18 protein-coding genes are annotated in these 21636 nt (G+C 69.9%); 2 read left to right on the top strand and 16 right to left on the bottom strand.

The annotated features are described in order from the left end of the window. Positions 1-29: 29 nt before the first annotated feature. The 9 genes from AC1DWJ_RS06970 to AC1DWJ_RS06930 all read right to left on the bottom strand — a co-directional run bounded on the left by AC1DWJ_RS06970 (position 30) and on the right by AC1DWJ_RS06930 (position 10276). The gene (locus AC1DWJ_RS06970) at positions 30-2504 is read right to left on the bottom strand and encodes an NADH-quinone oxidoreductase subunit G (protein ID WP_477620341.1); all 2475 of its coding nucleotides are present in this window, start codon (positions 2502-2504) and stop codon (positions 30-32) included. Then, positions 2501-3814 carry an NADH-quinone oxidoreductase subunit NuoF gene (gene nuoF / locus AC1DWJ_RS06965; protein ID WP_457254025.1) on the bottom strand — a complete coding sequence of 438 codons (1314 nt, stop codon included), beginning with the start codon at positions 3812-3814 and terminating at the stop codon, positions 2501-2503. The genes AC1DWJ_RS06970 and nuoF overlap by 4 nt, the downstream gene beginning before the upstream one ends. Continuing rightward, positions 3811-4704: an NADH-quinone oxidoreductase subunit NuoE gene (nuoE, locus tag AC1DWJ_RS06960; RefSeq protein WP_457254026.1), complete on the bottom strand. Its 894-nt coding sequence runs from the start codon at positions 4702-4704 to the stop codon at positions 3811-3813. The genes nuoF and nuoE overlap by 4 nt, the downstream gene beginning before the upstream one ends. Next, positions 4704-6062: an NADH-quinone oxidoreductase subunit D gene (locus tag AC1DWJ_RS06955; RefSeq protein WP_457254027.1), complete on the bottom strand. Its 1359-nt coding sequence runs from the start codon at positions 6060-6062 to the stop codon at positions 4704-4706. The genes nuoE and AC1DWJ_RS06955 overlap by 1 nt, the downstream gene beginning before the upstream one ends. Then, positions 6062-6970 (bottom strand): NADH-quinone oxidoreductase subunit C, encoded by a 909-nt coding sequence (locus AC1DWJ_RS06950; protein ID WP_477620340.1) that lies wholly within the window; start codon positions 6968-6970, stop codon positions 6062-6064. The genes AC1DWJ_RS06955 and AC1DWJ_RS06950 overlap by 1 nt, the downstream gene beginning before the upstream one ends. Continuing rightward, entirely contained in the window at positions 6967-7596 is a 630-nt protein-coding gene (locus AC1DWJ_RS06945; protein ID WP_477620339.1) for a NuoB/complex I 20 kDa subunit family protein, read from the bottom strand. Before AC1DWJ_RS06945 ends, AC1DWJ_RS06950 begins: the two co-directional genes overlap by 4 nt. A gap of 18 nt (positions 7597-7614) precedes the next feature. Continuing rightward, positions 7615-7977 (bottom strand): NADH-quinone oxidoreductase subunit A, encoded by a 363-nt coding sequence (locus tag AC1DWJ_RS06940; protein ID WP_056924312.1) that lies wholly within the window; start codon positions 7975-7977, stop codon positions 7615-7617. Positions 7978-8086: 109 nt separating this feature from the next. Continuing rightward, positions 8087-9421 carry a geranylgeranyl reductase family protein gene (locus tag AC1DWJ_RS06935; protein WP_457254031.1) on the bottom strand — a complete coding sequence of 445 codons (1335 nt, stop codon included), beginning with the start codon at positions 9419-9421 and terminating at the stop codon, positions 8087-8089. Positions 9422-9577: 156 nt separating this feature from the next. Then, positions 9578-10276 (bottom strand): demethylmenaquinone methyltransferase, encoded by a 699-nt coding sequence (locus AC1DWJ_RS06930; protein WP_477620338.1) that lies wholly within the window; start codon positions 10274-10276, stop codon positions 9578-9580. A gap of 76 nt (positions 10277-10352) precedes the next feature. On the opposite strand from AC1DWJ_RS06930, the gene AC1DWJ_RS06925 reads away from it, so the two are divergent. Together AC1DWJ_RS06925 and AC1DWJ_RS06920 are read left to right on the top strand one after the other, a co-directional pair. Next, the gene (locus tag AC1DWJ_RS06925; protein ID WP_457254034.1) at positions 10353-11645 is read left to right on the top strand and encodes an isochorismate synthase; all 1293 of its coding nucleotides are present in this window, start codon (positions 10353-10355) and stop codon (positions 11643-11645) included. Between the two features lie 2 nt (positions 11646-11647). Continuing rightward, positions 11648-12298, top strand: coding sequence for an HAD family hydrolase (locus tag AC1DWJ_RS06920; RefSeq protein ID WP_477620337.1), 651 nt, complete (start codon positions 11648-11650; stop codon positions 12296-12298). A gap of 66 nt (positions 12299-12364) precedes the next feature. Here the strand turns inward: AC1DWJ_RS06920 and mmsB are convergent, their stop codons facing one another. The 7 genes from mmsB to AC1DWJ_RS06885 form a co-directional block, all read right to left on the bottom strand. Further along, positions 12365-13780, bottom strand: coding sequence for a multiple monosaccharide ABC transporter permease (mmsB, locus tag AC1DWJ_RS06915; protein WP_477620336.1), 1416 nt, complete (start codon positions 13778-13780; stop codon positions 12365-12367). Positions 13781-13782: 2 nt separating this feature from the next. Continuing rightward, on the bottom strand, positions 13783-15315 hold the full coding sequence (mmsA, locus tag AC1DWJ_RS06910) for a multiple monosaccharide ABC transporter ATP-binding protein (protein WP_477620335.1): 1533 nt from the start codon (positions 15313-15315) through the stop codon (positions 13783-13785). A gap of 98 nt (positions 15316-15413) precedes the next feature. Beyond that, positions 15414-16502 carry a multiple monosaccharide ABC transporter substrate-binding protein gene (chvE, locus tag AC1DWJ_RS06905; protein WP_457254038.1) on the bottom strand — a complete coding sequence of 363 codons (1089 nt, stop codon included), beginning with the start codon at positions 16500-16502 and terminating at the stop codon, positions 15414-15416. Positions 16503-16601: 99 nt separating this feature from the next. Further along, positions 16602-18110, bottom strand: a complete 1509-nt coding sequence (araA, locus tag AC1DWJ_RS06900; RefSeq protein ID WP_457254039.1) for an L-arabinose isomerase — start codon at positions 18108-18110, stop codon at positions 16602-16604. Then, positions 18107-18802: an L-ribulose-5-phosphate 4-epimerase gene (locus AC1DWJ_RS06895; RefSeq protein ID WP_457254040.1), complete on the bottom strand. Its 696-nt coding sequence runs from the start codon at positions 18800-18802 to the stop codon at positions 18107-18109. The genes araA and AC1DWJ_RS06895 overlap by 4 nt, the downstream gene beginning before the upstream one ends. Continuing rightward, on the bottom strand, positions 18799-20466 hold the full coding sequence (gene araB, locus AC1DWJ_RS06890; RefSeq protein ID WP_457254041.1) for a ribulokinase: 1668 nt from the start codon (positions 20464-20466) through the stop codon (positions 18799-18801). Before araB ends, AC1DWJ_RS06895 begins: the two co-directional genes overlap by 4 nt. 135 nt (positions 20467-20601) lie before the next feature. Further along, entirely contained in the window at positions 20602-21615 is a 1014-nt protein-coding gene (locus AC1DWJ_RS06885; RefSeq protein ID WP_457254042.1) for a LacI family DNA-binding transcriptional regulator, read from the bottom strand. Positions 21616-21636 lie beyond the last annotated feature (21 nt).

Here is a 21636-nt window from a genome sequence, read left to right as displayed (position 1 = left end):
GAGGGCCTGCGCGGCATACGTCAGGGTGCTCACTGGGCGCCTCCCTTCGTGACGGTCACGACGTCACCGGAGACCGCCCCCAGCGAGGCGCGGACGGTGGAGCCGTCGGAGTTCGTCGGGAGCCAGACGACGTGGTCGACCATGCCCTCGGTGACCGCGACGCGCGCGGACACGGAGCCGCGGCGGTTGGAGACCGTCACGGTGTCGCCGTCGACGAGGCCGAAGAGCTCGGCGGTGGCGGCGGACACCCGGGCGCGGGCCTTGGCCGCGGTGCCGGCCAGGAACGGCTCGCCGTCCTGCAGCGAGCCCCGGTCGAGGAGGTGGTGCCAGGTGGCCAGCACGAGCTGGCCGTCACCGGCACTCGGGACCTCGGCCACCGGCACGGTGGGAGCGTCGCGGCGCTCGCCGGTCCAGGGCCCGAGGGCGGTCATCTCGCGGCGGATCTCGGCGAGCGTGCGGGTGCCGAGGAAGGAGCCCATCTCGTTGGCCAGCATGTCCAGGACGCGGTAGTCCGACAGGGCGGCGGTGTCGAGGGCCGGCTCGAAGGACCGCGGACGGCCCTCCCAGTCGACGAACGTGCCACCCTTCTCGGCCTGCGGGGCGACCGGCAGCACGACGTCGGCGACAGCCGTCACCGACGAGGGCCGGAAGTCCAGCGACACGACGAAGGTCTTGGCCAGGGCCTCCTCGGCACGCGGGTCGGCGAGGTCGGCGGCGTCCACGCCACCGACGACCAAGGCGTTGACCGAGCCGGTCGTGGCCGCCCTGAGGATGCCGGCACCGTCGCGGCCGGGCACGTCGGGCAGCCCGACGACGTCCCAGGCCTCGGCGACCTGCTGGCGAGCGGCCGCGTCGGCGACCGGACGGCCACCGGGCAGCATCGTGGACAGGGCGCCGGCCTCGAGGGCACCACGCTCTCCGGCACGACGGGGCACCCAGGCGACCCGGGCCCCGGCCGAGGACGCGAGGGCCGCGGCTGCCGACAGGGCGCCCGGCACGCTGGCCAGTCGCTCGCCGACGAGCACGATCGCCCCCGGGGTCTCGAGGGCCTGCGCGGCCTTGGCCGCGGCACCGTCACCGGTGACACCGTCGGCGAGGGCGCGCAGCACCTCGGCCTCGGTGCCGGGGGCGGACGGGATGAGCGTGCCGTTGAGCTTGGTGAGGCCGCGCGTCTCGAAGGGCGCCACGGCATACACGGCGGTCTTGCCGCGACGCGCCGACTTGCGCAGCCGCAGGAAGACGATCGGGCTCTCCTCCTCGGGCTCGAAGCCCACGAGGACGACGGTCGCTGCCTGCTCGAGGTCGGCGTACGTGACCGCTCCCCCGTCCGGGCCCGTCGCGACGACGGAGGCGGCCAGGAAGTCGGCCTCCTCGGCGGAGTGGGGGCGGGCACGGAAGTCGATGTCGTTGGTCGCGAGGACCGCACGGGCGAACTTGCCGTAGGCGTAGGCGTCCTCGACGGACACCCGGCCACCGGTCAGGACGCCGACACCCTTGGCCGCCGCGAGGCCGCGAGCCGCGACCTCGAGGGCCTCGGGCCACGACGCGACCTGGAGCTCGCCGAGCTCGTCGCGCACCATCGGGTACTCGAAGCGGTCACCGGTGGAGGCGTACTGGAAGGCCCAGCGGCCCTTGTCGCAGTTCCACTCCTCGTTGACCAGCGGGTCGTTGACGGCCATCCGGCGCAGCACGGCACCGCGACGGTGGTCGGTGCGGAGGGAGCAGCCCGAGGCGCAGTGCTCACACACGCTCTTGGTCGACATCAGGTCGAACGGGCGGCTGCGGAACCGGTAGGCCGCGCCGGTGAGCGCGCCCACGGGGCAGATCTGCACGGTGTTGCCCGAGAAGTAGGACTCGAACGGCTGCTGCTCGTAGATGCCGACCTGCTGGAGCGCGCCGCGCTCGACCAGCGCGATGAACGGGTCACCGGCGATCTGGTCGGAGAAGCGGGTGCAGCGGGCGCACAGGACGCAGCGCTCCCGGTCGAGCAGCACCTGCGAGGAGATGTTGATCGGCTTGGGGTAGGTGCGCTTGACGTCCTCGAACCGGGACCGGGCGCGGCCGTTGCTCATCGCCTGGTTCTGGAGGGGGCACTCGCCACCCTTGTCGCAGACCGGGCAGTCGAGCGGGTGGTTGATGAGCAGCAGCTCCATCACACCCTGCTGGGCCTTGTCGGCGACCTTCGAGGTCTCCTGCGTCTTGACCTCCATGCCCTCGGACACCGTGATGGTGCACGAGGCCTGCGGCTTGGGCATCGGCCGCAGCTGCCCGTCCGGGCCGGGCGTGGCGATGTCGACGAGGCACTGCCGGCACGCGCCGACCGGCTCGAGCAGCGGGTGGTCGCAGAACCGCGGGATCTGCACGCCGACCTCTTCGGCGGCACGGATCACCAGCGTGTTCTTGGGGACGGCCACGGCCACGCCGTCGATGGTGACGTTCACCAGGTCGGTCGCGGGCGCGGCGCCCTTCTGGCCTGCGTCATTCTTTGCCTGGGTCACAGTCATGCGGTCACGCGGTCCTTGTGGAAGAGCGTCGACTCCCGGGCGTCGAATGGGCAGCCGCCGTGGGTCAGGTGGTCCAGGAACTCCTGCCGGAAGTACTGGATGCTGCTGGTGATCGGGCTGGTCGCACCGTCACCGAGCGCGCAGAAGCTGCGGCCGAGGATGTTGTCACAGATGTCGAGCAGCTTCTCGAGGTCCTCCTCGGACCCCTGCCCGTGCTCGAGCCGGCCGAGGATCTGCTTGAGCCACCAGGTGCCCTCGCGGCACGGCGTGCACTTGCCGCAGGACTCGTGCTTGTAGAAGTCGGTCCAGCGGTCGACCGCACGGACCACGCAGGTGGTCTCGTCGAAGATCTGCAGCGCCCGGGTGCCGAGCATCGAGCCGGCGGCAGCCACCGACTCGAAGTCGAGCGGGGTGTCGAGGTGCTGGTCGGTGAACAGCGGTGTGGACGAGCCACCCGGGGTCCAGAACTTGAGCTTCTTGTTGGGGTCGCGCATGCCGCCGGCCATGTCGAGCAGCTCGCGCAGGGTGATGCCGAGCGGTGCTTCGTACTGGCCGGGACGCTTGACGTGACCCGAGAGGCTGAAGATGCCGAAGCCCTGCGACTTCTCGGTGCCCATGCCGGAGAACCAGTCGGCGCCGTGCAGCAGGATCGGCGGGACCGAGGCGATCGACTCGACGTTGTTCACGACGGTGGGGCGGGCGTAGAGCCCGGCCACCGCGGGGAACGGCGGCTTGAGGCGCGGTTGTCCGCGACGGCCCTCGAGGCTGTCGAGCAGCGCGGTCTCCTCGCCACAGATGTAGGCGCCGGCGCCCGCGTGCACGGTGATGTCGAGGTCGAAGCCCGAGCCGTGGATGTCCTTGCCGAGGTGGCCCGCGGCATACGCCTCCTCGACCGCGCGCAGCAGGCGGCGGTAGACGTGCACGACCTCACCACGCAGGTAGATGAAGGCGTGGTTGCAGCCGATCGCGAAGGACGTGATGACACAGCCCTCGATGAGGAACTGCGGCGCCGCCATCATCAGCGGGATGTCCTTGCAGGTGCCCGGCTCGGACTCGTCGGCGTTGACGACGAGGTAGCGGGGGCCGCCGTCCGGAGGGGGCAGGAAGCCCCACTTCATGCCGGTCGGGAAGCCGGCGCCACCACGACCGCGCAGACCGGAGTCCTTGGTCATCTGCACCAGGTCGGCCGGCTTCATCGCCAGCGCCTTCTTCAGCGCCTGGTAGCCCTCGTTGCGCTCGTAGGTCTCGAGCGTCCACGACTGGGGGTCGTCCCAGAACTTCGTGAGGATCGGGGTCAGCGTGGTGCTCATGAGTCAGCCTTCCCGTCTGCCTTGCTGTCGCCGTCGAAGAGCGTGGCCGGCTTGTCGTCGACCTTCTCGTCAGGCGCGTTGGCCGCGCTGTCGGTGGAGGTATGCCGCCCTGCCGCCGTCTCGTCGGACGTCGCCGTGGGCTGCTGGTCGTCGTTCGCCGTCTCGCCGGCCGTGCCGTCAGGGGCGGTCCAGCCGCGCTCGTGGGCGAGCCGCAGGCCCTCCAGCGAGGCCGGTCCGGCGCCGACACCCTCGTCCGCGAGGCCGTCGTGGAAACCGGCCAGCACGCGCGAGACCTGCTTGAAGGTGCACACCTTGGCGGGACCGCGGCTGGGACGGACGTCCTTGCCGGCCCGCAGGTCGTCGACGAGCTGCTTGGTCGACTCGGGCGTCTGGTTGTCGAAGAACTCCCAGTTGGCCATCACCACGGGGGCGAAGTCGCAGGCGGCGTTGCACTCGACTCGCTCGAGGGTCACCTTGCCGTCGGGCGTCGTCTCGTCGTGACCGATGCCGAGGTGCTCGGAGACCTCGTCCCAGATCTGGTCACCGCCCATGATCGCGCACAGGGTGTTGGTGCAGATGCCGACCGTGTACTCGCCGTTGGGGTGGCGCTTGTACTGCGTGTAGAACGTCGCGACGCCCGAGACCTCTGCCGTCGTCAGGTCGAGCACGTCGGCGCAGAAGTCGATGCCGCGACCCGTGACGTAGCCGTCGACCGACTGCACGAGGTGCAGCAGCGGCAGCAGCGCGGAGCGCTTCTGCGGGTACTTCGCGACGACCTGGGCAGCGTCCTCGTGCAACGCGGCCAGGACGTCCGCGGCATACGGCTCCTTGGACTCTGGGGCGACGGTCAGGTGTCCCGCCGCCGTCTGGATCCCGTAGTGCTCGGCCATCAGCGGTCCACGCCTCCCATGACGGGGTCGATCGAGGCGACGGCGACGATGACGTCGGCGATCTGGCTGCCTTCGCACATCACGGCCGTGGCCTGCAGGTTGTTGAACGACGGGTCACGGAAGTGCGCGCGGTAGGGGCGCGTGCCGCCGTCGGACACCGCGTGGCAGCCGAGCTCGCCCTTGGGGCTCTCCACCGCGGAATACGCCTGACCCGGAGGCACCCGGAAGCCCTCGGTGACCAGCTTGAAGTGGTGGATCAGGGACTCCATCGAGGTGCCCATGATCTCGCGGATGTGGTCGAGGCTGTTGCCCATGCCGTCGCCGCCGATGGCGAGCTGAGCAGGCCAGGCGATCTTCTTGTCCTCGACCATGACCGGGCCGGGGTTGGCCTGCAGCCGGTCGATGCACTGCTCCGCGATCTTGAGCGACTCGTACATCTCGTCGATGCGGATCCGCAGGCGGGCATAGGCGTCGGACTCGGTGCGGGTGATGACCTCGAAGTCGTAGGTCTCGTAGCCGCAGTAGGGGTCGAGCTTGCGCAGGTCGTGCGGCAGGCCGGTCGAGCGGAGCACGGGGCCGGTGATGCCCAGCGCCATGCAGCCCGACAGGTCGAGGTAGCCGACGTCGACGGTGCGGCCCTTGAGGATGGGGTTCTCGTTGAGGAGGAGCTCGAGCTCGCCAAGTCCCTTGCGCACCAACGGGATCGTGTCGCGGACCTTGTCGATGGCACCGGGCGGCAGGTCTTGCGCGACACCACCGGGGCGGATGAACGCGTTGTTCATGCGCAGGCCGGTGACCATCTCGAAGATCGACAGGATGCGCTCGCGCTCGCGGAAGCCGACCGTCATGACGGTGGTGGCGCCCATCTCCATGCCACCGGTCGCGAGGGCGACGAGGTGGGAGGTGATGCGGTTGAGCTCCATCATCAGCACGCGGATCGTGCTCGCGCGCTCGGGGATCTGGTCGGTGATGCCGAGGAGCTTCTCGACCGAGAGGCAGAAGACGGCCTCGTTGAAGAACGGCGTGAGGTAGTCCATCCGGGTGCAGAACGTCACGCCCTGCGTCCAGGTGCGGAACTCCATGTTCTTCTCGATGCCGGTGTGGAGGTAGCCGATGCCCGCGCGGGTCTCGGTCACGGTCTCGCCGTCGAGCTCGAGGATGAGGCGGAGCACGCCGTGCGTCGACGGGTGCTGCGGTCCCATGTTGACGACGATCCGCTCCTCGTGGAGGGCGGCCGCCTCGTCGACGAGCTGGTCCCAGTCGCCGCCGGTGGCGTTGAAGACGTGGGCGCCCTCCGCGGCCGCCGTGTCGGCGCCCGAGGTGGCGTAGATGTCCGTGTGGGTCGAGTTGGTCGTCATCAGCTGTAAGACCTCCGCTGGTCCGGCGGCGGGATGGTGGCGCCCTTGTACTCGACGGGGATGCCGCCGAGGGGGTAGTCCTTCCGCTGCGGGTGGCCCGGCCAGTCGTCGGGCATGAGGATGCGGGTGAGCGACGGGTGGCCGTCGAACTCGATGCCGAACATGTCCCACGTCTCGCGCTCGTGCCAGTCGTTCGCCGGGTAGATCTCGACGATCGACGGGATGTGCGGGTCGGCATCGGGTGCGGTGACCTCGACGCGGACCCGGCGACCGCCGTGGGTGATCGACAGGAAGTGGTAGACGGCGTGCAGCTCGCGGTCGGCCTCGTGCGGGTAGTGCACGCCGGAGACACCGGTGCACATCTCGAAGCGCAGCGCGGGGTCGTCGCGCAGGGCGCGGGCGACGGCCGGGAGGTGCTCGCGTCGCACGAACAACGTCATCTCGCCGCGGTCGACCACGACCCGCTCGACGGCCTCGGCGTAGGAGGCGGAGCCACCCAGGAGGCCGCGCTCGAGCTGGTCGGCGATCTCGTCGAAGTAGCCGCCGTACGGGCGGACCGCCGCGCCGGGGAACAGGATGGGACTGACCATGCCGCCGTAGCCCGAGGTGTCACCGGTGTCGGCCGCGCCGAACATGCCGCGCCGCTCACCCACCACGACCGGGTCGGGGGCGGTGCCGGGGGCGGCCGGGAGGCGCTCGTCGGTGTCGCGGTCGACGACCTCACCCGGCTGCACGCCGATGGTCGACGCGGCAGCCACCGGGGCCGGCTGCTCAGGTCCGGCACCCTTGTCGGCGGCGGCGGCGTCGGCCTTGGTGCCGTCGATGTTGCTGTTGGCCGTGGCCTTCTTGGGGTCCTCGGCGGGGGCGTCCTTGGTCTCGTCGGCTCCGTCCTTGGTCGCTTCGCTCATTCCACACCACCGTGGGCCACATCGGTGCCGTGCAGGTGACCGTGCGCGTGGGTGTGGCTGCTGCCGGCACCCTGGGCGAGCAGACCGGTCATCTGGTGGGTCGGGGTCGCGGCCAGCGCTGCGGCCTCGGCGGCGCGTGCGGCGGCGACCCGGTTGACGCCGAGCTTGGAGTTCTGGATCTGCTCGTGCAGCGTGATGATCGCGTTGAGCAGCATCTCGGGGCGAGGCGGACAGCCGGGCAGGTAGACGTCGACCGGGATGATGTGGTCGACCCCCTGGACGATGGCGTAGTTGTTGAACATGCCACCGGAGCTGGCGCAGACACCCATCGAGATGACCCACTTGGGCTCAGGCATCTGGTCATAGACCTGGCGGACGACCGGCGCCATCTTCTGGCTGACGCGGCCGGCCACGATCATCAGGTCGGCCTGGCGCGGGGTCGCGGAGAACCGCTCCATCCCGAACCGGGCGATGTCGTAGTCGGGCGTGCCGACGGCCATCATCTCGATGGCGCAGCAGGCGAGGCCGAACGTGGCCGGCCAGACCGAGCTCTTGCGCATGTAGCCGGCGACCTGCTCGACCGTGGTCAGCAGGAAGCCCGCGGGCAGCTTCTCTTCGATTCCCATTTGGTTCCTAGTCCCTCGTCAGTCCCACTCGAGGCCGCCGCGGCGCCACACGTAGGCGTAGGCCACGAACACGGTCAGGATGAACAGCACCATCTCCACGAGCGCGAAGAGGCCGAGCTGGTTGAAGGCCACCGCGAAGGGATAGAGGAACACCGACTCGATGTCGAAGATGATGAAGAGCATGGCGGTCAGGTAGTACTTGATCGGCACGCGGCCACCGCCCGCGGCCTGGGGGGTCGGCTCGATGCCGCACTCGTAGGCGTCGAGCTTGGCGCGGTTGTAGCGCTTGGGGCCGGAGACCGCCGCTGCGCCGACGGAGAAGACGGCGAACCCGCCACCGATGGCCAACAGGAAAAGCAACGGGACGTAGGGGTTGCTCATCGCGGTGCCACTCCCTTTCTGTCGTCGCTGCGGTTGTCAGGTGTGTCGCCGGTCACATGCTTGCGGTGCGGCCCAATCCTATGGGCGACGCCAGAGAATGCACGCCGGGTCATGCGTCCGGGGCCATCTTCGACAGGGCGGTGATGAGGCGGTCGGACGGGTCGCCTCCGTGGGGCTCGGCGAGGTTGGCCATCACCTTGAGGAGGAACTTCATCAAGGTGGTGCGCGGCAGGCCGTACTTCGTCGCCAGCCGCATGACCTCGGGGTTGCCGATCATCTTCGCGAAGTAGCGACCCAGCGTGTAGTAGCCACCGAGCGCGTCGGCCATGACCTTGGGGTAGGACTGCAGGACCCGCTCGCGCTGCGCGTCGGTGCCACGGGCGAACGCCTGGGCGATCACCTCCGCGGCGAGGCGCCCGGACTCCATCGCGTAGGCGATGCCCTCGCCGTTGAACGGGTTGACCATGCCCCCCGCGTCGCCGACCAGGAGCAGGCCGTTGTCGTAGTGCGGCTGCCGGTTGAAGCCCATCGGCAGTGCCGCGCCGCGGATCGGGCCGACCATGGTCTCGTCGTTGTACGTCCAGTCCTCGGGCATCGTCGCGACCCAGCGACGCATGACGTCCTTGTAGTCGGTCTTGCCGAAGGCGCTGGAGGTGTTGAGGATGCCGAGGCCGACGTTCGAGGTGCCGTCGCCGACGCCGAAGATCCAGCCGTAGCCGGGCAGGAGCACCTTCTTGCCGCTGTCGTCGGTGGACCACAGCTCGAGCCAGGACTCGAGGTAGTCGTCGTCGTGGCGGGGGCTGGTGTAGTAGGTGCGCACGGCCACGCCCATCGGGCGGTCCTCACGCTTCTCCCGGCCCATCGACAGGGACAACCTCGAGGAGTTGCCGTCCGCGGCGACGACCAGCGGCGCGGCATACCGGAGCTCGGGGCCGGTCGAACGGCCCTTCTCGTCCACCGCCTTGGCGGTGACGCCGACGATGGAGCCCTTGGAGTCGAGGATCGGGCCGGTCACGTTGGTGGACTCGCGCAGCCGCGCGCCGTGCTTCACCGCGTGCTTGGCGAGGATGTCGTCGAAGTCCTGCCGCGTGCGGACCAGGCCGTAGGGCGGGAAGCTGGCGAGGTCGGGCCACGGGAGGGACAGCCGCATGCCGCCGCCGATGATCCGCAGGCCGTGGTTCTTGATCCAGCCGTCTTCCTCGGGCGTGGGGATGCCCAGGGTGATCAGCTCCTTGACCGCGCGCGGCGTCAGCCCGTCGCCACAGACCTTCTCGCGCGGGAACGCCGTCTTCTCCAGGACCAGGACGTCCAGCCCCGCCATGGCGAGGTAGGCCGCCGTGGCCGATCCCGCCGGACCGGCACCGACGACGATCACGTCGGCGGTCTCCGTGGGTGCGCCGGCTGCGGGAGTGGCTCCCGTGGCCTCGCTGATGGTGTCTGTCACGCCTGCCTCACACGCTTGTGAACGTCTTCACGAACTACCGACTGGGGAGTCTATTCCCGACCCGGCTTCCGGTCACCAGTGAGGCGAGCCTTACTGCTGCCCCACTGCCGAGTCGAGTGCCTGACGCGGGGCCCTGGACCCGCCTCAGGCACGACCTCAGGGGGTGGGCTTGGTCGCCCGGTGCAGCGCCACGATGCCACCGGTCAGGTTGCGCCAGCCGACGTCGCCCCAGCCGGCCGCGGCGATGCGCTCCCCCAGCTCGCGCTGCGCCGGCCAGGCCTGGATCGACTCGGCGAGGTAGACGTAGGACTCGGGGTTGCTGCTGACCTTGCGGGCGATCGGTGGCAGCGAGCGCATGAGGTACTCGCTGTAGACCTTGCGGAAGGCGCCGTTGACCGGCTGGCTGAACTCGCAGACCACGAGCCGCCCGCCGGGGCGGGTGACGCGCAGGAACTCGCCTAGCGCCTGCTCGACGCTCGCGACGTTGCGCAGGCCGAACGACATCGTCACCGCGTCGAAGCTGTCGTCCGCGAACGGCAGCCGCATCGCGTCGGCCGCCGTGAACCCGAGGTCGGGACGGCGACGGTTGCCCACCCGCAGCATCCCGAGGGAGAAGTCGGCGGGCACCACGTTGACCCCGTGGTCGGCGAACGGCTCGCTGCTCGTGCCCGTGCCGGCGGCGATGTCGAGCACCGTCTCGCCGCGCTGCGCGTCGACCGCCTTCAGGACCGCGCGACGCCACAGCCGGTCCTGCCCGAGGGACAGGACGTCGTTGGTCAGGTCGTACTTCCCGGCCACGTCGTCGAACATCGCGGCGACGTCACGGGGGTCCTTGTCGAGGCTGGCGCGGGTCATGGCGTCATCCTCCCATCCACGCCGGCGGCCACCTCCCGCGGCTGCGCGCAGGCCGCGCCGTAGGCTTTCCCCCGACATGACCAGCCTTCCCACGCCCCAGCAGGCGAGCCGACCCGCGGGTTCGCCCGTGGTCGCCCGCACCGTGGCCCTGCACGACCCGGGCACGCTGCTGGGCCTGCTCCCGGACCGGGCCGACCCCACCGAGCTGTTCAGCTGGGTGCGTCGCGGCGAGGGCCTGGTCGGCTGGGGACGCGCGCTGGAGTTCACCGCCCACGGGCCCGACCGGTTCGAGCAGGCCGAGGCGTGGTGGCGCGAGGTCGTCGAGGGCGCCGTCGTGCGCAACGACGTCTCCCTGCCCGGCACGGGACCGGTCGCCTTCGGCTCCATCTCGTATGCCGCGGGCTCACCTGCCGGCGCGACCCTCGTCGTGCCCGAGGTCGTCGTGGGGGCCCGCGACGGCCAGTGGTGGGTGACCACCATCGGGACCGGCGCCGAGCTGCCCACCCCGGTGGTGCCACAGCAGTCCGAGCCGCGGGAGCCCTCGGGGGTGCGCTTCGCCGACGGTGCGCTCGCACCCGGCGAGTGGGCCGGCGCGGTTGGGCGCGCGGTGGAGCGGATCACCGGCGGCAGCCTCGACAAGGTGGTCCTGGCCCGCGACCTGCGGGTCAGCGCCGAGGAGCCGATCGACGCGCGGTGGCTCCTGGCCCGGCTGGCCGAGCGCTACGACACCACGTGGGTCTTCGCCGTGGACGGTCTCGTGGGGGCGACCCCCGAGATGCTGGTGCGGCTCGAGAAGGGCCTGGTCACCTCACGGGTGCTCGCCGGCACCATCCGCCGCACCGGCGACGACGAGCACGACCTGGCGCTGGCCGCCTCGCTGGCCCGGTCGAGCAAGGACCTCGAGGAGCACGAGTACGCCGTGCGCTCGGTGGCCGACGCGCTGCGGCCGCACTGCTCGTCGACGAACGTCCCCGAGGCGCCGTTCGTCCTGCACCTGTCCAACGTCATGCACCTGGCCACCGACGTCGCCGGCGTGCTGGCCGACCGCACCACGTCGCTGATCCTCGCAGCCTCCCTCCACCCGAGCGCAGCCGTGTGCGGCACGCCGTCGACCGTCGCCGACGAGGTCATCAGCGAGCTGGAGGGCATGGACCGCGGGCGGTATGCCGGACCGGTGGGCTGGATGGACGCCAGTGGTGACGGCGAGTGGGGAATCGCGTTGCGCTGCGGGGCCTTCGAGCCCTCGGACCCGTCGAGCATGCGACTCTTCGCCGGCTGCGGCATCGTCGCCGGGTCCGACCCGGAGTCCGAGGTCGCCGAGTCCGACGCGAAGCTCGTGCCCATGCGTGACGCCCTGACCGTGAGCTGACCATGGCTGACCGTCTCGGGCCCAGACCCGCTGATGCCGTCGTCTTCGACCTCGGCAACGTCCTGATCACCTGGGACCCGGTGGCGGCCGTCGCGGTCGCGGTCGGTCCGGAGCGGGCGCGGGCCTTCGTGACCGATCCCGACTTCGACTTCGCCGTCTGGAACCGCGCCAACGACGCCGGTCGCGGGCTCGACGAGGCCGAGCGGGTCGCCCTGGAGTCGCATCCGCACTTCGCCGAGGAGATCGTCGCCTACCGCGAGCACTTCGGCGCCTCGCTCGTCGGCGAGATCGCGGGCAGCGTCGAGATCCTCCGCGAGCTGCACGCGGCCGACGTGCCGCTGTTCGCGCTGACCAACTGGTCGGCCGACCTCTTCCCGGTGGCGCTCGACCGGTTCGACTTCCTCGACCTGTTCGAGGACATCATCGTCTCGGGCGAGGAGGGCGTGGCCAAGCCCGACCCCGAGATCTTCGAGGTGCTGGAGGAGCGGGTCAGCCACCGCGCCGGGCTCGACGACTGCATCTTCATCGACGACAGCCCGGCGAACGTCCAGGCCGCGGCCGAGACAGGTCTGGACGCGGTCCACTTCACCGGTGCCGACCACCTGCGCGAGGACCTCGTCGCCCGCGGCATGCCGCTGCGTCGCCACCCCTGACCGCCCACTACCGGGCTCCGCCGACGACGAACGAACGGTGGCGGCGGCCCGATCCGTGCCAGGTGGCTATCCGGCGCTGGGTTGGGGTGTGGGTGGTGCACTGCTCTCGACCGTCCCGGTGTGGGACCGGCTGGCGTTGCGGAAGCCGGCGCCCTCCGCGCCCTCGGCGACCGGTGTCGATGGACCCGTGCCGCCGCCCGGACCGCCCGAGCCGTCGCCCCCACCTCGTTGCAACCCCTTGAGGATGATCCCGATGAAGCTCGGCTTGCCCTGCGACTTGCTGTAGACGTCGAACGCGACGGCCCCCAGCAGCACCAGGCCCTTGATGATCTGGACGAAGTTCGAGTCCACGCTGAGGTTGGCGAGGCCGAGGTTGAGGACGCCCATCACGAGGCCGCCGATCATCGAGCCGGTGACCGTGCCGACGCCACCCGCGACGGCGGAGCCACCGACGAAGACCGCCGCGATCGCGTCGAGCTCGAAGTTCACCCCGTCCTTGGGGTTGGCGGCGTTGAGGTATGCGGTGAAGACCATGCCCGCGATGGCGGCCAGGAAGCCCATGTTCACCATGACGAACATGTCGACCCGGCGGGTGTCGACGCCGGAGAGGCGTGCGGCGTTGGCGTTGCCGCCGACCGAGTAGATGTGGCGCCCGAGGACGGTCCGCTGCGTGACGAACGTGTAGAAGATGACGAGGCCGCCGAGGATGAGGCCCACGACCGGCACGCCCTTGTAGGAGGCCAGCAGGAGGCCGAAGACCAGGAGCAGACCACCCACGACGACGAGCTTGAGGACTGAGATGACCAGGCGCGGGACCTCGATGCCGTAGCTGCGCAGCTCGGACCGCTTCTTGAGCTCCAGCCAGACGATGACCGCGATGGCCAGCAGGGTGAGGACCAGCGTGGGGTTGTGGTAGCCGGTCACCGGCCCCATCTCGGGGATGTACCCGTTGGCGATCTTCTGGAACGACTCGGGCACCGGGATGCTCTCGGCGTTGAGGATCATCAGGTCCAGCCCGCGGAAGAGCAGCATGCCGGCGAGGGTCACGATGAAGGCGGGGATGCCGACGTACGCCACCCAGAAGCCTTGCCACACGCCGACGAGGCACCCGAGGGCCAGGCCCAGCAGGATCGCGGCCGGCCACGGCAGGTCGAAGCGCTGCATCGACAGCGCGACCGTGGCTCCGACGAAGGCCGACACCGAACCGACCGAGAGGTCGATGTGGCCGGCGATGATGACCATCACCATGCCGATCGCGAGGATCAGGATGTAGCCGTTCTGGACGAGCAGGGACGTGACGTTGCGCGGCTGGAGGAACAGGCCGTCAGTGAGGATCTGGAACATCACGACGAGCAGCAGGAGGGCGATCATCATCCCGTACTGGCGGATGTTGCCACTCATGCTCCGGCGGATCTCGCTCAGCAGCGAGGAGGTGGGGGCGACGGGCTCCTCCACGCGCTCGGGTGCGGTCTGGGTGGCCATGGTCAGTCTGCCTTTCGCTGGGTCATGTAGCGCATGAGCGTTTCCTGGTCCGCGCGCTCGCGGGGTACGTCGGCGGTGATGACACCGGCGGAGAGGGTGTAGATGCGGTCGCACAGGCCGAGCAGCTCGGGGAGCTCGGAGGAGATCACGAGCACGCCCCGCCCGCTGTCCGCGAGCTGGTTGATGATCTCGTAGATCTCGTACTTGGCCCCGACGTCGATGCCACGGGTGGGCTCGTCCAGGATCAGGACGTCGGGCTCGGTGAACATCCACTTCCCGAGGACGACCTTCTGCTGGTTGCCACCGGACAGCTTGCCGACGCCAGACTCGACCGACGGGGTCTTGATGTTCATGCTCGTGCGATAGCGGTTGGCCGCGACGACCTCGGCGCGCTCGTCGACCACCCCGCGTCGCCGGATCTTCTTGAGCCCGGCCGCCGTGATCGACACCTTGACGCTGTCGAGCAGGTTGAGCCCGAGGCTCTTGCGGTCCTCGGTGACGTACGCGAGTCCGGCGTCGATGGCCTGTTGGACGGTGTTCGCCTTGACCGCGCGCCCCTCCTTGACCAGCTCGCCGCTCACCTTGTGACCGTAGGACTGACCGAACACGCTGCGGGCGAGCTCGGTCCGGCCGGCTCCCATCAGCCCTGCGAGGCCGACGATCTCGCCCCGTCGGATGGTCAGTGACGCACCCTTCACGACGAGGCGTCCCGAGTCCTCGGGGTGGCCGACCGACCAGTCGCGGATCTCGAGGAGGGTGTCGCCGATCGAGGGCTCGTGCGGGGGGAAGCGGTGGTCGAGGTCGCGACCTACCATGCCCCGGATGATGCGGTCCTCGTTGATCTCACCGCGGCTGACGTCGAGGGTCTCGATGGTCCGGCCGTCACGGATGATGGTGATCGAGTCCGCGATCTCCTCGATCTCGCCGAGCTTGTGGGAGATCATGATCGACGTGATCCCCTTGGCCTTGAGGCCGAGCAGGAGGTCGAGCAGGTGGCGGGAGTCGGTGTCGTTGAGGGCGGCAGTGGGCTCGTCGAGGATGAGCAGCTTGACGTCCTTGGCGAGCGCCTTGGCGATCTCGACCAGCTGCTGCTTGCCGATGCCGATCGCGCGGATCGGGGTGTCCGGGTCCTCCCGGAGCCCCACCCGCGCCAGCAGCTCGAGCGCTCGCTGCCGCGCGGCATACCAGTTGATGACCCCGCCGCGGCTCTGCTCGTTGCCGAGGAACAGGTTCTCGAGGATCGACAGCTCGGGGATGAGGGCGAGCTCCTGGTGGATGATCACGATGCCGGCACTCTCGCTCTCGCGGATGCCCTTGAACTCGCAGGGCCGGCCCTCGAAGTGGATGTCGCCGGTGTAGCTGCCGTAGGGGTAGACGCCCGAGAGCACCTTCATCAAGGTCGACTTGCCGGCGCCGTTCTCGCCGCAGATCGCGTGGATCTCGCCGCGCGCCACCTCAAGGCTCACGTCCGACAGCGCCTTGACGCCGGGGAACACCTTGGTGATGGAGCGCATCGACAGGATGGGTTCGCTCATCGTCACGCCTCGTTGCATGGGTCTGGGTGGGGGATGGTCCTGGAACCCGGTGGTGGCGGCACGCGAGACGCCGCCACCACCGGGCGTTCATGGGTGTACTACTTCAGCTGGTCCTCGGTGTAGTACTTGGCGTCGAGGAGGACCTGCTTCACGTTCTCCTTGTCGGCCGCCACCGGCTCCAGCAGCTGGGTCGGGACCTTCTTGACGCCGTTGTCGTAGGACTCGGTGTCGTTGACGGTCACGGTCTTCTTGTCGGCGATCTCCTGGATCATCTTCACGGTGGCCTGGGCCAGGTCACGGGTGTTCTTGAAGACCGTGGAGTACTGCTCGCCGGCGAGGATCGACTTGACCGACTCGAGCTCGGCGTCCTGACCGGTCACGACGGGGAGCTTCTTGCCACCGCTGCCGTAGCCGCTGCCCTTGAGGGCAGCGATGATGCCGCGGGACAGGCCGTCGTAGGGCGACAGCACGCCGTTGACGTCGGCCTTCGAGTAGGCCTTGGTCAGGACGTTCTCCATGCGCTTCTTCGCGACGGCAGCGTCCCAGCGCAGGGTCGCCACGGTCTTGAAGTTGGTCTCGCCGGACGCGATCTTGATGTCACCGGCGTCGATCTTGGGCTGGAGGACCTGCATCGCACCATTGAAGAAGAACGTCGCGTTGTTGTCGTCGGGCGAGCCGGCGAACAGCTCGACGTTCCACGGCTTGGGGGCGCCGCTGGCCTCGAGACCCTTCAGCAGGGACTCGGCCTGCAGCTTGCCGACCTTGAGGTTGTCGAAGGTCGTGTAGTAGTCCACCGCGTCGGTGTCACGGAGCAGTCGGTCGTAGGCGATGACCGGGATCCCGGCGTCCTTGGCCTCCTTGAGCGCGCCCTTGAGGGCGGTGCCGTCGATCGAGGCGACGACGAGCACCTGGTTGCCCTTGGTCACCATGTCGTTGACCTGGGTGACCTGGGTCGGGATGTCGTCGTTGGCGTACTGGAGGTTGACCTTGTAACCGGCGGCCTCGAGCTGCTGCTTGATGTAGTCGCCGTCCTTGATCCAGCGCTCGGACGTCTTGGTCGGCATCGCGACCCCGATCGTGCCCTTGGCGGCCGGTCCGTCTCCGCCGGTGCCGGCGTTGGCCTCGGTCTGCCGGCCGCAGGCGCTCAGGCCGACAGCCAGGGCACCGACTGCAAGAGCCGCAATCATTCTGCGCACCACTGTGTGCTCCATTCTGTGCAAGTCAACCTGCGCTTTTGCCGGCTGATCGAGTGTCCTGCGTGTGTTGCTGCGTGCCCGCACCGGCCGTCAGGAGAGTCCCTGGGCCAGTCGGTGGTAGGCGTTGTTCCACCGCAGCTCCTGGGCGAACCCACGAGTCGTGGTGGTCCCGTCGATGAAGGCGAGCTCCACGCCCGCCATCTCGGCGAAGTCATCGAGGTGCTCGCGCCGCAGGGCGGTCGAGAGCACGGTGTGGTGCGGTCCCCCAGCGGTGAGCCACGAGGTCGTGGAGGTCCGCAGGTCGGGAAGGGGGCTCCAGACCGCCCGGGCCACGGGCAGCTTCGGCAGCTCGGCGAGCGGGTGGACGACGTCGATCGCGTTGCCCACCAAGCGGAACCGGTCGCCCATGTCCGCCATGCCGACGGTGAGGCCGGCGCCGGGTGCGGCGTCGAAGACCAACCTGACGGGGTCCTCGCGGCCCCCGATCCCCAGCGGGTGGATCTCGACCCGTGGGCGAGCATTGGCGATGGTCGGGCAGACCTCGAGCATGTGCGCGCCGAGGATCAGCTCGGCACCGGGGGCCAGGTGGTAGGTGTAGTCCTCCATGAACGAGGTGCCGCCGGGCAGGCCCGCCGCCATGGCCTTGAGGGTGTGCAGCAGGACCGAGGTCTTCCAGTCACCCTCTCCGCCGAAGCCGTAGCCGTCGGCCATCAGCCGCTGCACGGCCAGGCCGGGCAGCTGTCGCAGCCCCCCGAGGTCCTCGAAGTTCGTCGTGAACGCGCCGTACCCGCCCTCGACGAGGAACTGGCGCATCCCGAGCTCGATCCGCGCGGCATACCGGAGGGCGTCGTGCCGCTCCCCCGCCGCGGCGAGCTCAGGCACCACGTCGTACTCCTCGGCATACACCTTGACCAGGGCGGTGACGTCCTCGTCGCCGACCGCGTCGACAACGGCCACCAGCTCGTTGACACCGTGGGTGTTGACCGAGACGCCGAAGCGTCGCTCGGCCTCCACCTTGTCGCCGTCGGTCACCGCGACGCCCCGCATGTTGTCGCCGAACCGCACGAGCTTGAGCCTGCGCACCGCAGCCAGTCCGGTCGCCGCACGCGCCCACGTCGCGACACCCTCGACGACCACGGGGTCGGTGACGTGGCCGGCCACGGTCTTGCGCTGGACCCCGAGGCGGGACTGCACGTAGCCGAACTCGCGGTCGCCGTGCGCGGCCTGGTTGAGGTTCATGAAGTCCATGTCGATCGTGGCCCATGGGAGGTCACGGTTGACCTGGGTGTGCAGGTGCAGCAGCGGCTTCTGCAGTCGCTCCAGCCCGGAGATCCACATCTTCGCGGGCGAGAACGTGTGCATCCAGGCGATGACGCCGATGCACTCGTCGGCGCTGTTCGCCTCGAGCATGACCCGCCGGATGGCGTCGGAGTCGGTGAGCACCGGCTTCGCGACCACCTGCGGGACGATGGCCCGCGCCGAGGCGAGGGCGTCCGAGATGGTGCGGGACTGGGTCGCGACCTGGTCGAGGACGTCGTCCCCGTAGAGGCCCTGGCTGCCGGTCAGGAACCAGATCTGGGGGGCAGTCGCGGTGCTCATCGGTTTCCGTCCTGTTGTCCGTACACGTTCTGGTAGCGGTCGTAGAGCCGGTCGATGTCCGCGTCGTCGAGGCGCCACACCTGCCCGAGCTGCTGGGCGACGTGGACGGTCCGCGCGACGTCCTCGAGCATCACGGCCGCCTTGACCGCGTCGCGGGGGTCGCGCCCGATCGTGAACGGTCCGTGCCCGCCCATCAGGACGGCCTTGGAGCGACTGCCCCGCAGGGTCTCGACGATGCCTCGCCCGATCGAGTCGTCCCCGATGAGGGCGAAGGGACCCACGGGGATGTCCCCCCCGAACTCGTCGGCCATCATCGTGAGGACGCAGGGGATGGGCTCACGGCGGGCGCACCACGCCGTCGCGTAGGTCGAATGGGTGTGCACCACGCCGCCGACCTCGGGCATCTGCCGGTACACGTACGCGTGCGCAGCCGTGTCCGAGGACGGCTGGCGCTCTCCCTCGACGAGGCGGCCCTCGAGGTCGCACACCACCATGGACTCCTCCGTCAGGTCGTCGTAGGTCACGCCCGACGGCTTGATGACGAAGAGATCGGCTCCGGGGACCCGGCCCGACACGTTGCCGGCGGTCCAGATCACGAGCTCGTTGCGGGTGAGCTCGGCGTGCAGGTCGGCGACGTCCCGCCTCACCCGGTCGACGGCCTCGCGCACGGCGGCGCTCGTGCTGGCGCTCATGCGTGGGCCCTCCGTCGGATCGCCTTGAGTGTCCGCATCACCGGGTTGGTGCCGCGGCCGAAGTAGTCGTGCAGGGTGCGGTACTCCGCGAACAGCTCGTCGTAGGCGGCAACGCTGGCCGGCACGGGCAGGTAGGCGGCCACCTGTCGTCCACCCATCGCCCCGGCGGCCTTGCGGACGTCGGGGTAGGCACCTGCTGCCACCGCCGCGTGGATCGCCGACCCCAGGGCGGGCCCCTGCTCGGAGGTGACCACTGACAACGGCATGCCCAGCACGTCGGCATAGATCTGCATGAGCAGCGGGTTGCGCAGCAGGCCCCCGGCCACGATGAACTCGGTGACCGGGACCCCGGCCTCGGCGAAGGTCTCGACGATCACCCGCGCGCCGAAGGCCGTCGCTTCGAGCAGCGCACGGTACGTGTCCTCGGGCCGGGTCGCGAGGGTCTGCCCCACGACCAGGCCGGACAGCTCGTGGTCGACCAGGACGGAGCGGTTTCCGCTGTGCCAGTCCAGGGCGACGAGGCCGTGCCCGCCGATCGGCTGCTCCGCGGCGAGCTCGGTGAGGTACTCGTGGACGGTGAGCCCGCGCTCGTCGGCGGCGGCGCGGTACTCCTGCGGGACCGCCCCGTGCACGAACCAGCCGAAGATGTCGCCGACCCCCGACTGCCCGGCTTCGTAGCCCCAGAGACCGGGGACGATGCCGCCCTCGACGGCGCCACACATGCCCGGCACCTCGCGCAGCACCGCGCCGTTCATGACGTGGCAGGTCGACGTGCCCATGATGGCCACCATCTGGCCGGGCTCCACCGCCTGGGCCGCTGCCGCCGACACGTGGGCGTCCACGTTGCCGACCGCGACGGCGATGCCCTCCGGCAGCCCGGTCCAGCGCGCGGCCTCGGCTGTGAGCCGGCCGGCGGCCTCCCCGAGCTGGCCGACGCGGTGGGCGAGCTTGTCGTCGACGAAACCCGCGAATCCCGGGTTCAGCTCGGCGAGGAACTCGCGGGACGGGTACTCCCCTCCCTGGTAGATCCCCTTGTAGCCGGCGGTGCACGCGTTGCGGACGTACTCTCCGCACAGCTGCCACACGATCCAGTCCGCGAGCTCGACCCAGCGTGCCGTCGCGGCATACACCTCAGGGGCCTCCTCCAGGAGCTGGAGGCCCTTGGCGAACTCCCACTCCGAGGAGATGAAGCCGCCGTAACGCGGGAGCCACGACTCCCCACGCCGGGCGGCGAGCTCGTTGATCCGGTCCGCCTGCCCCTGGGCGGCGTGGTGACGCCAGAGCTTGACGTAGGCATGCGGTTCGGAGGCGAACTCGGCGGTCTCACAGAGGGGAGTGCCGTCCTCGAGCGTGGGCAGCATCGTGCAGGCGGTGAAGTCGGTCGCGATCCCGATCACGTCGGCGGCGTCGATGCCCGCGAGCCGGACTGCCTCGGGGACTGCAGTGCGCAGCACGTGCACGTAGTCGGTCGGGACCTGCAGGGCCCACTCGGGCGGGAGCTTCTGGCCGGTGCCGGGCAGGACCGTGTCGACCACTCCGTGGGGGTAGTCGCACGTCGCGGTGGCGAGCTCGGCCCCGTCGCTCACCCGGACGACCAGCGCGCGGCCCGAGAGGGTGCCGAAGTCCACGCCCACGACGTAGGACTCGGTGCGGTCGTTCGGCATTGAACAGCTCCTCGGTGAGCGGGGCGGTGCGACGGTTCGCAGTGGCGTGTTAGCGCTAACCGGTAGTGTTAACGCTAACATTCAGCGCCGTCAAGAGGCACGGCCGAATCTTTTCGGATCGGAGGGTGACGACCCTCAGGTATGCCGCCGGGCCGTGGATGCTCGCACGACCAGCTTCGGTGGGACGACGACAGAGCCCGAGGTGCTCTCGCCCCGGATGCCTTCGGTGAGCAGCTCCAGCGCCCCGCGGCCCAGCGCCACGAAGTTCTGGCGGACCGTCGTCAGGGGCGGGGTGAAGTACTCCGACTCGGGGATGTCGTCGAAGCCCACCACGCTCACGTCCTGTGGCACCCGCAGGCCGGCCTCGGCGAGCGCCCGCAGGAGCCCGATGGACATCTGGTCGTTCGACACGAAGACGGCGGTCGCCCTCCCCTCGGCGGCCAGCTCGCGGCCCAGGGCATACCCGCTCGAGGCACTCCAGTCGCCCACGAGGACCTCCGGCACCTCCAGCCCCGCCTGGACCAGGGTGCGGCGCCATCCGGTCTCGCGAGCCTGTGCCTGGTACCAGTCCCGCGGGCCACTGATGTGCGCGATGTGCTCGTGGCCCAGGTCGACGAGGTGTTGGGTGGCGAGCGCGGCGCCGGCCTCGTGGTCGACGCCGACGGCGAAGCTCGCGCGACCCGGCTCGGCATCGAGCACCACGACCGGAATGGGCAGCCTGGAACCGATCCCGAGGTCGAGCCCGGTGTCGTCAGGGGCGATGAGGACCATCGCCTCGACCGACTCCGACACGAGGTGGTCGATGGCCTCGGAGGTAGCCTCGGGAGTCACCTCCGGGAGGGAGGCGAGCACGATGCTGTAGCCCTGGGCCCGTGCTGCCAGCTCCAGGCCGACCACGGTGCTCGACGGACCGAAGTAGCCCAGCCCCGCGACCACGACCCCGATCACCCCGGACTTCTGCGTCACCAGGGCCCTCGCTGCGTTGTTGCGGCGGTATCCCAGCTCGCGCACCGCCTCGAGCACCCGGTCACGGGTGGCGGGCGCCACCTTCGACGAGCCGTTGATGACCCTGGAGACGGTCTGGTGGGATACCCCCGCGACGCGCGCGACGTCCTCGAGCCGTGGCGCCGACCGAGTCGTGGCACTCATCGGGCCTCCTCCCTCCTGCGT

The sequence above is a fragment of the Pedococcus sp. P2_D7 genome (genome assembly GCF_056404295.1).
The sequence above is the reverse complement of the archived record's forward strand: the minus strand, read 5'-3'. Positions and strand labels throughout refer to the sequence as shown.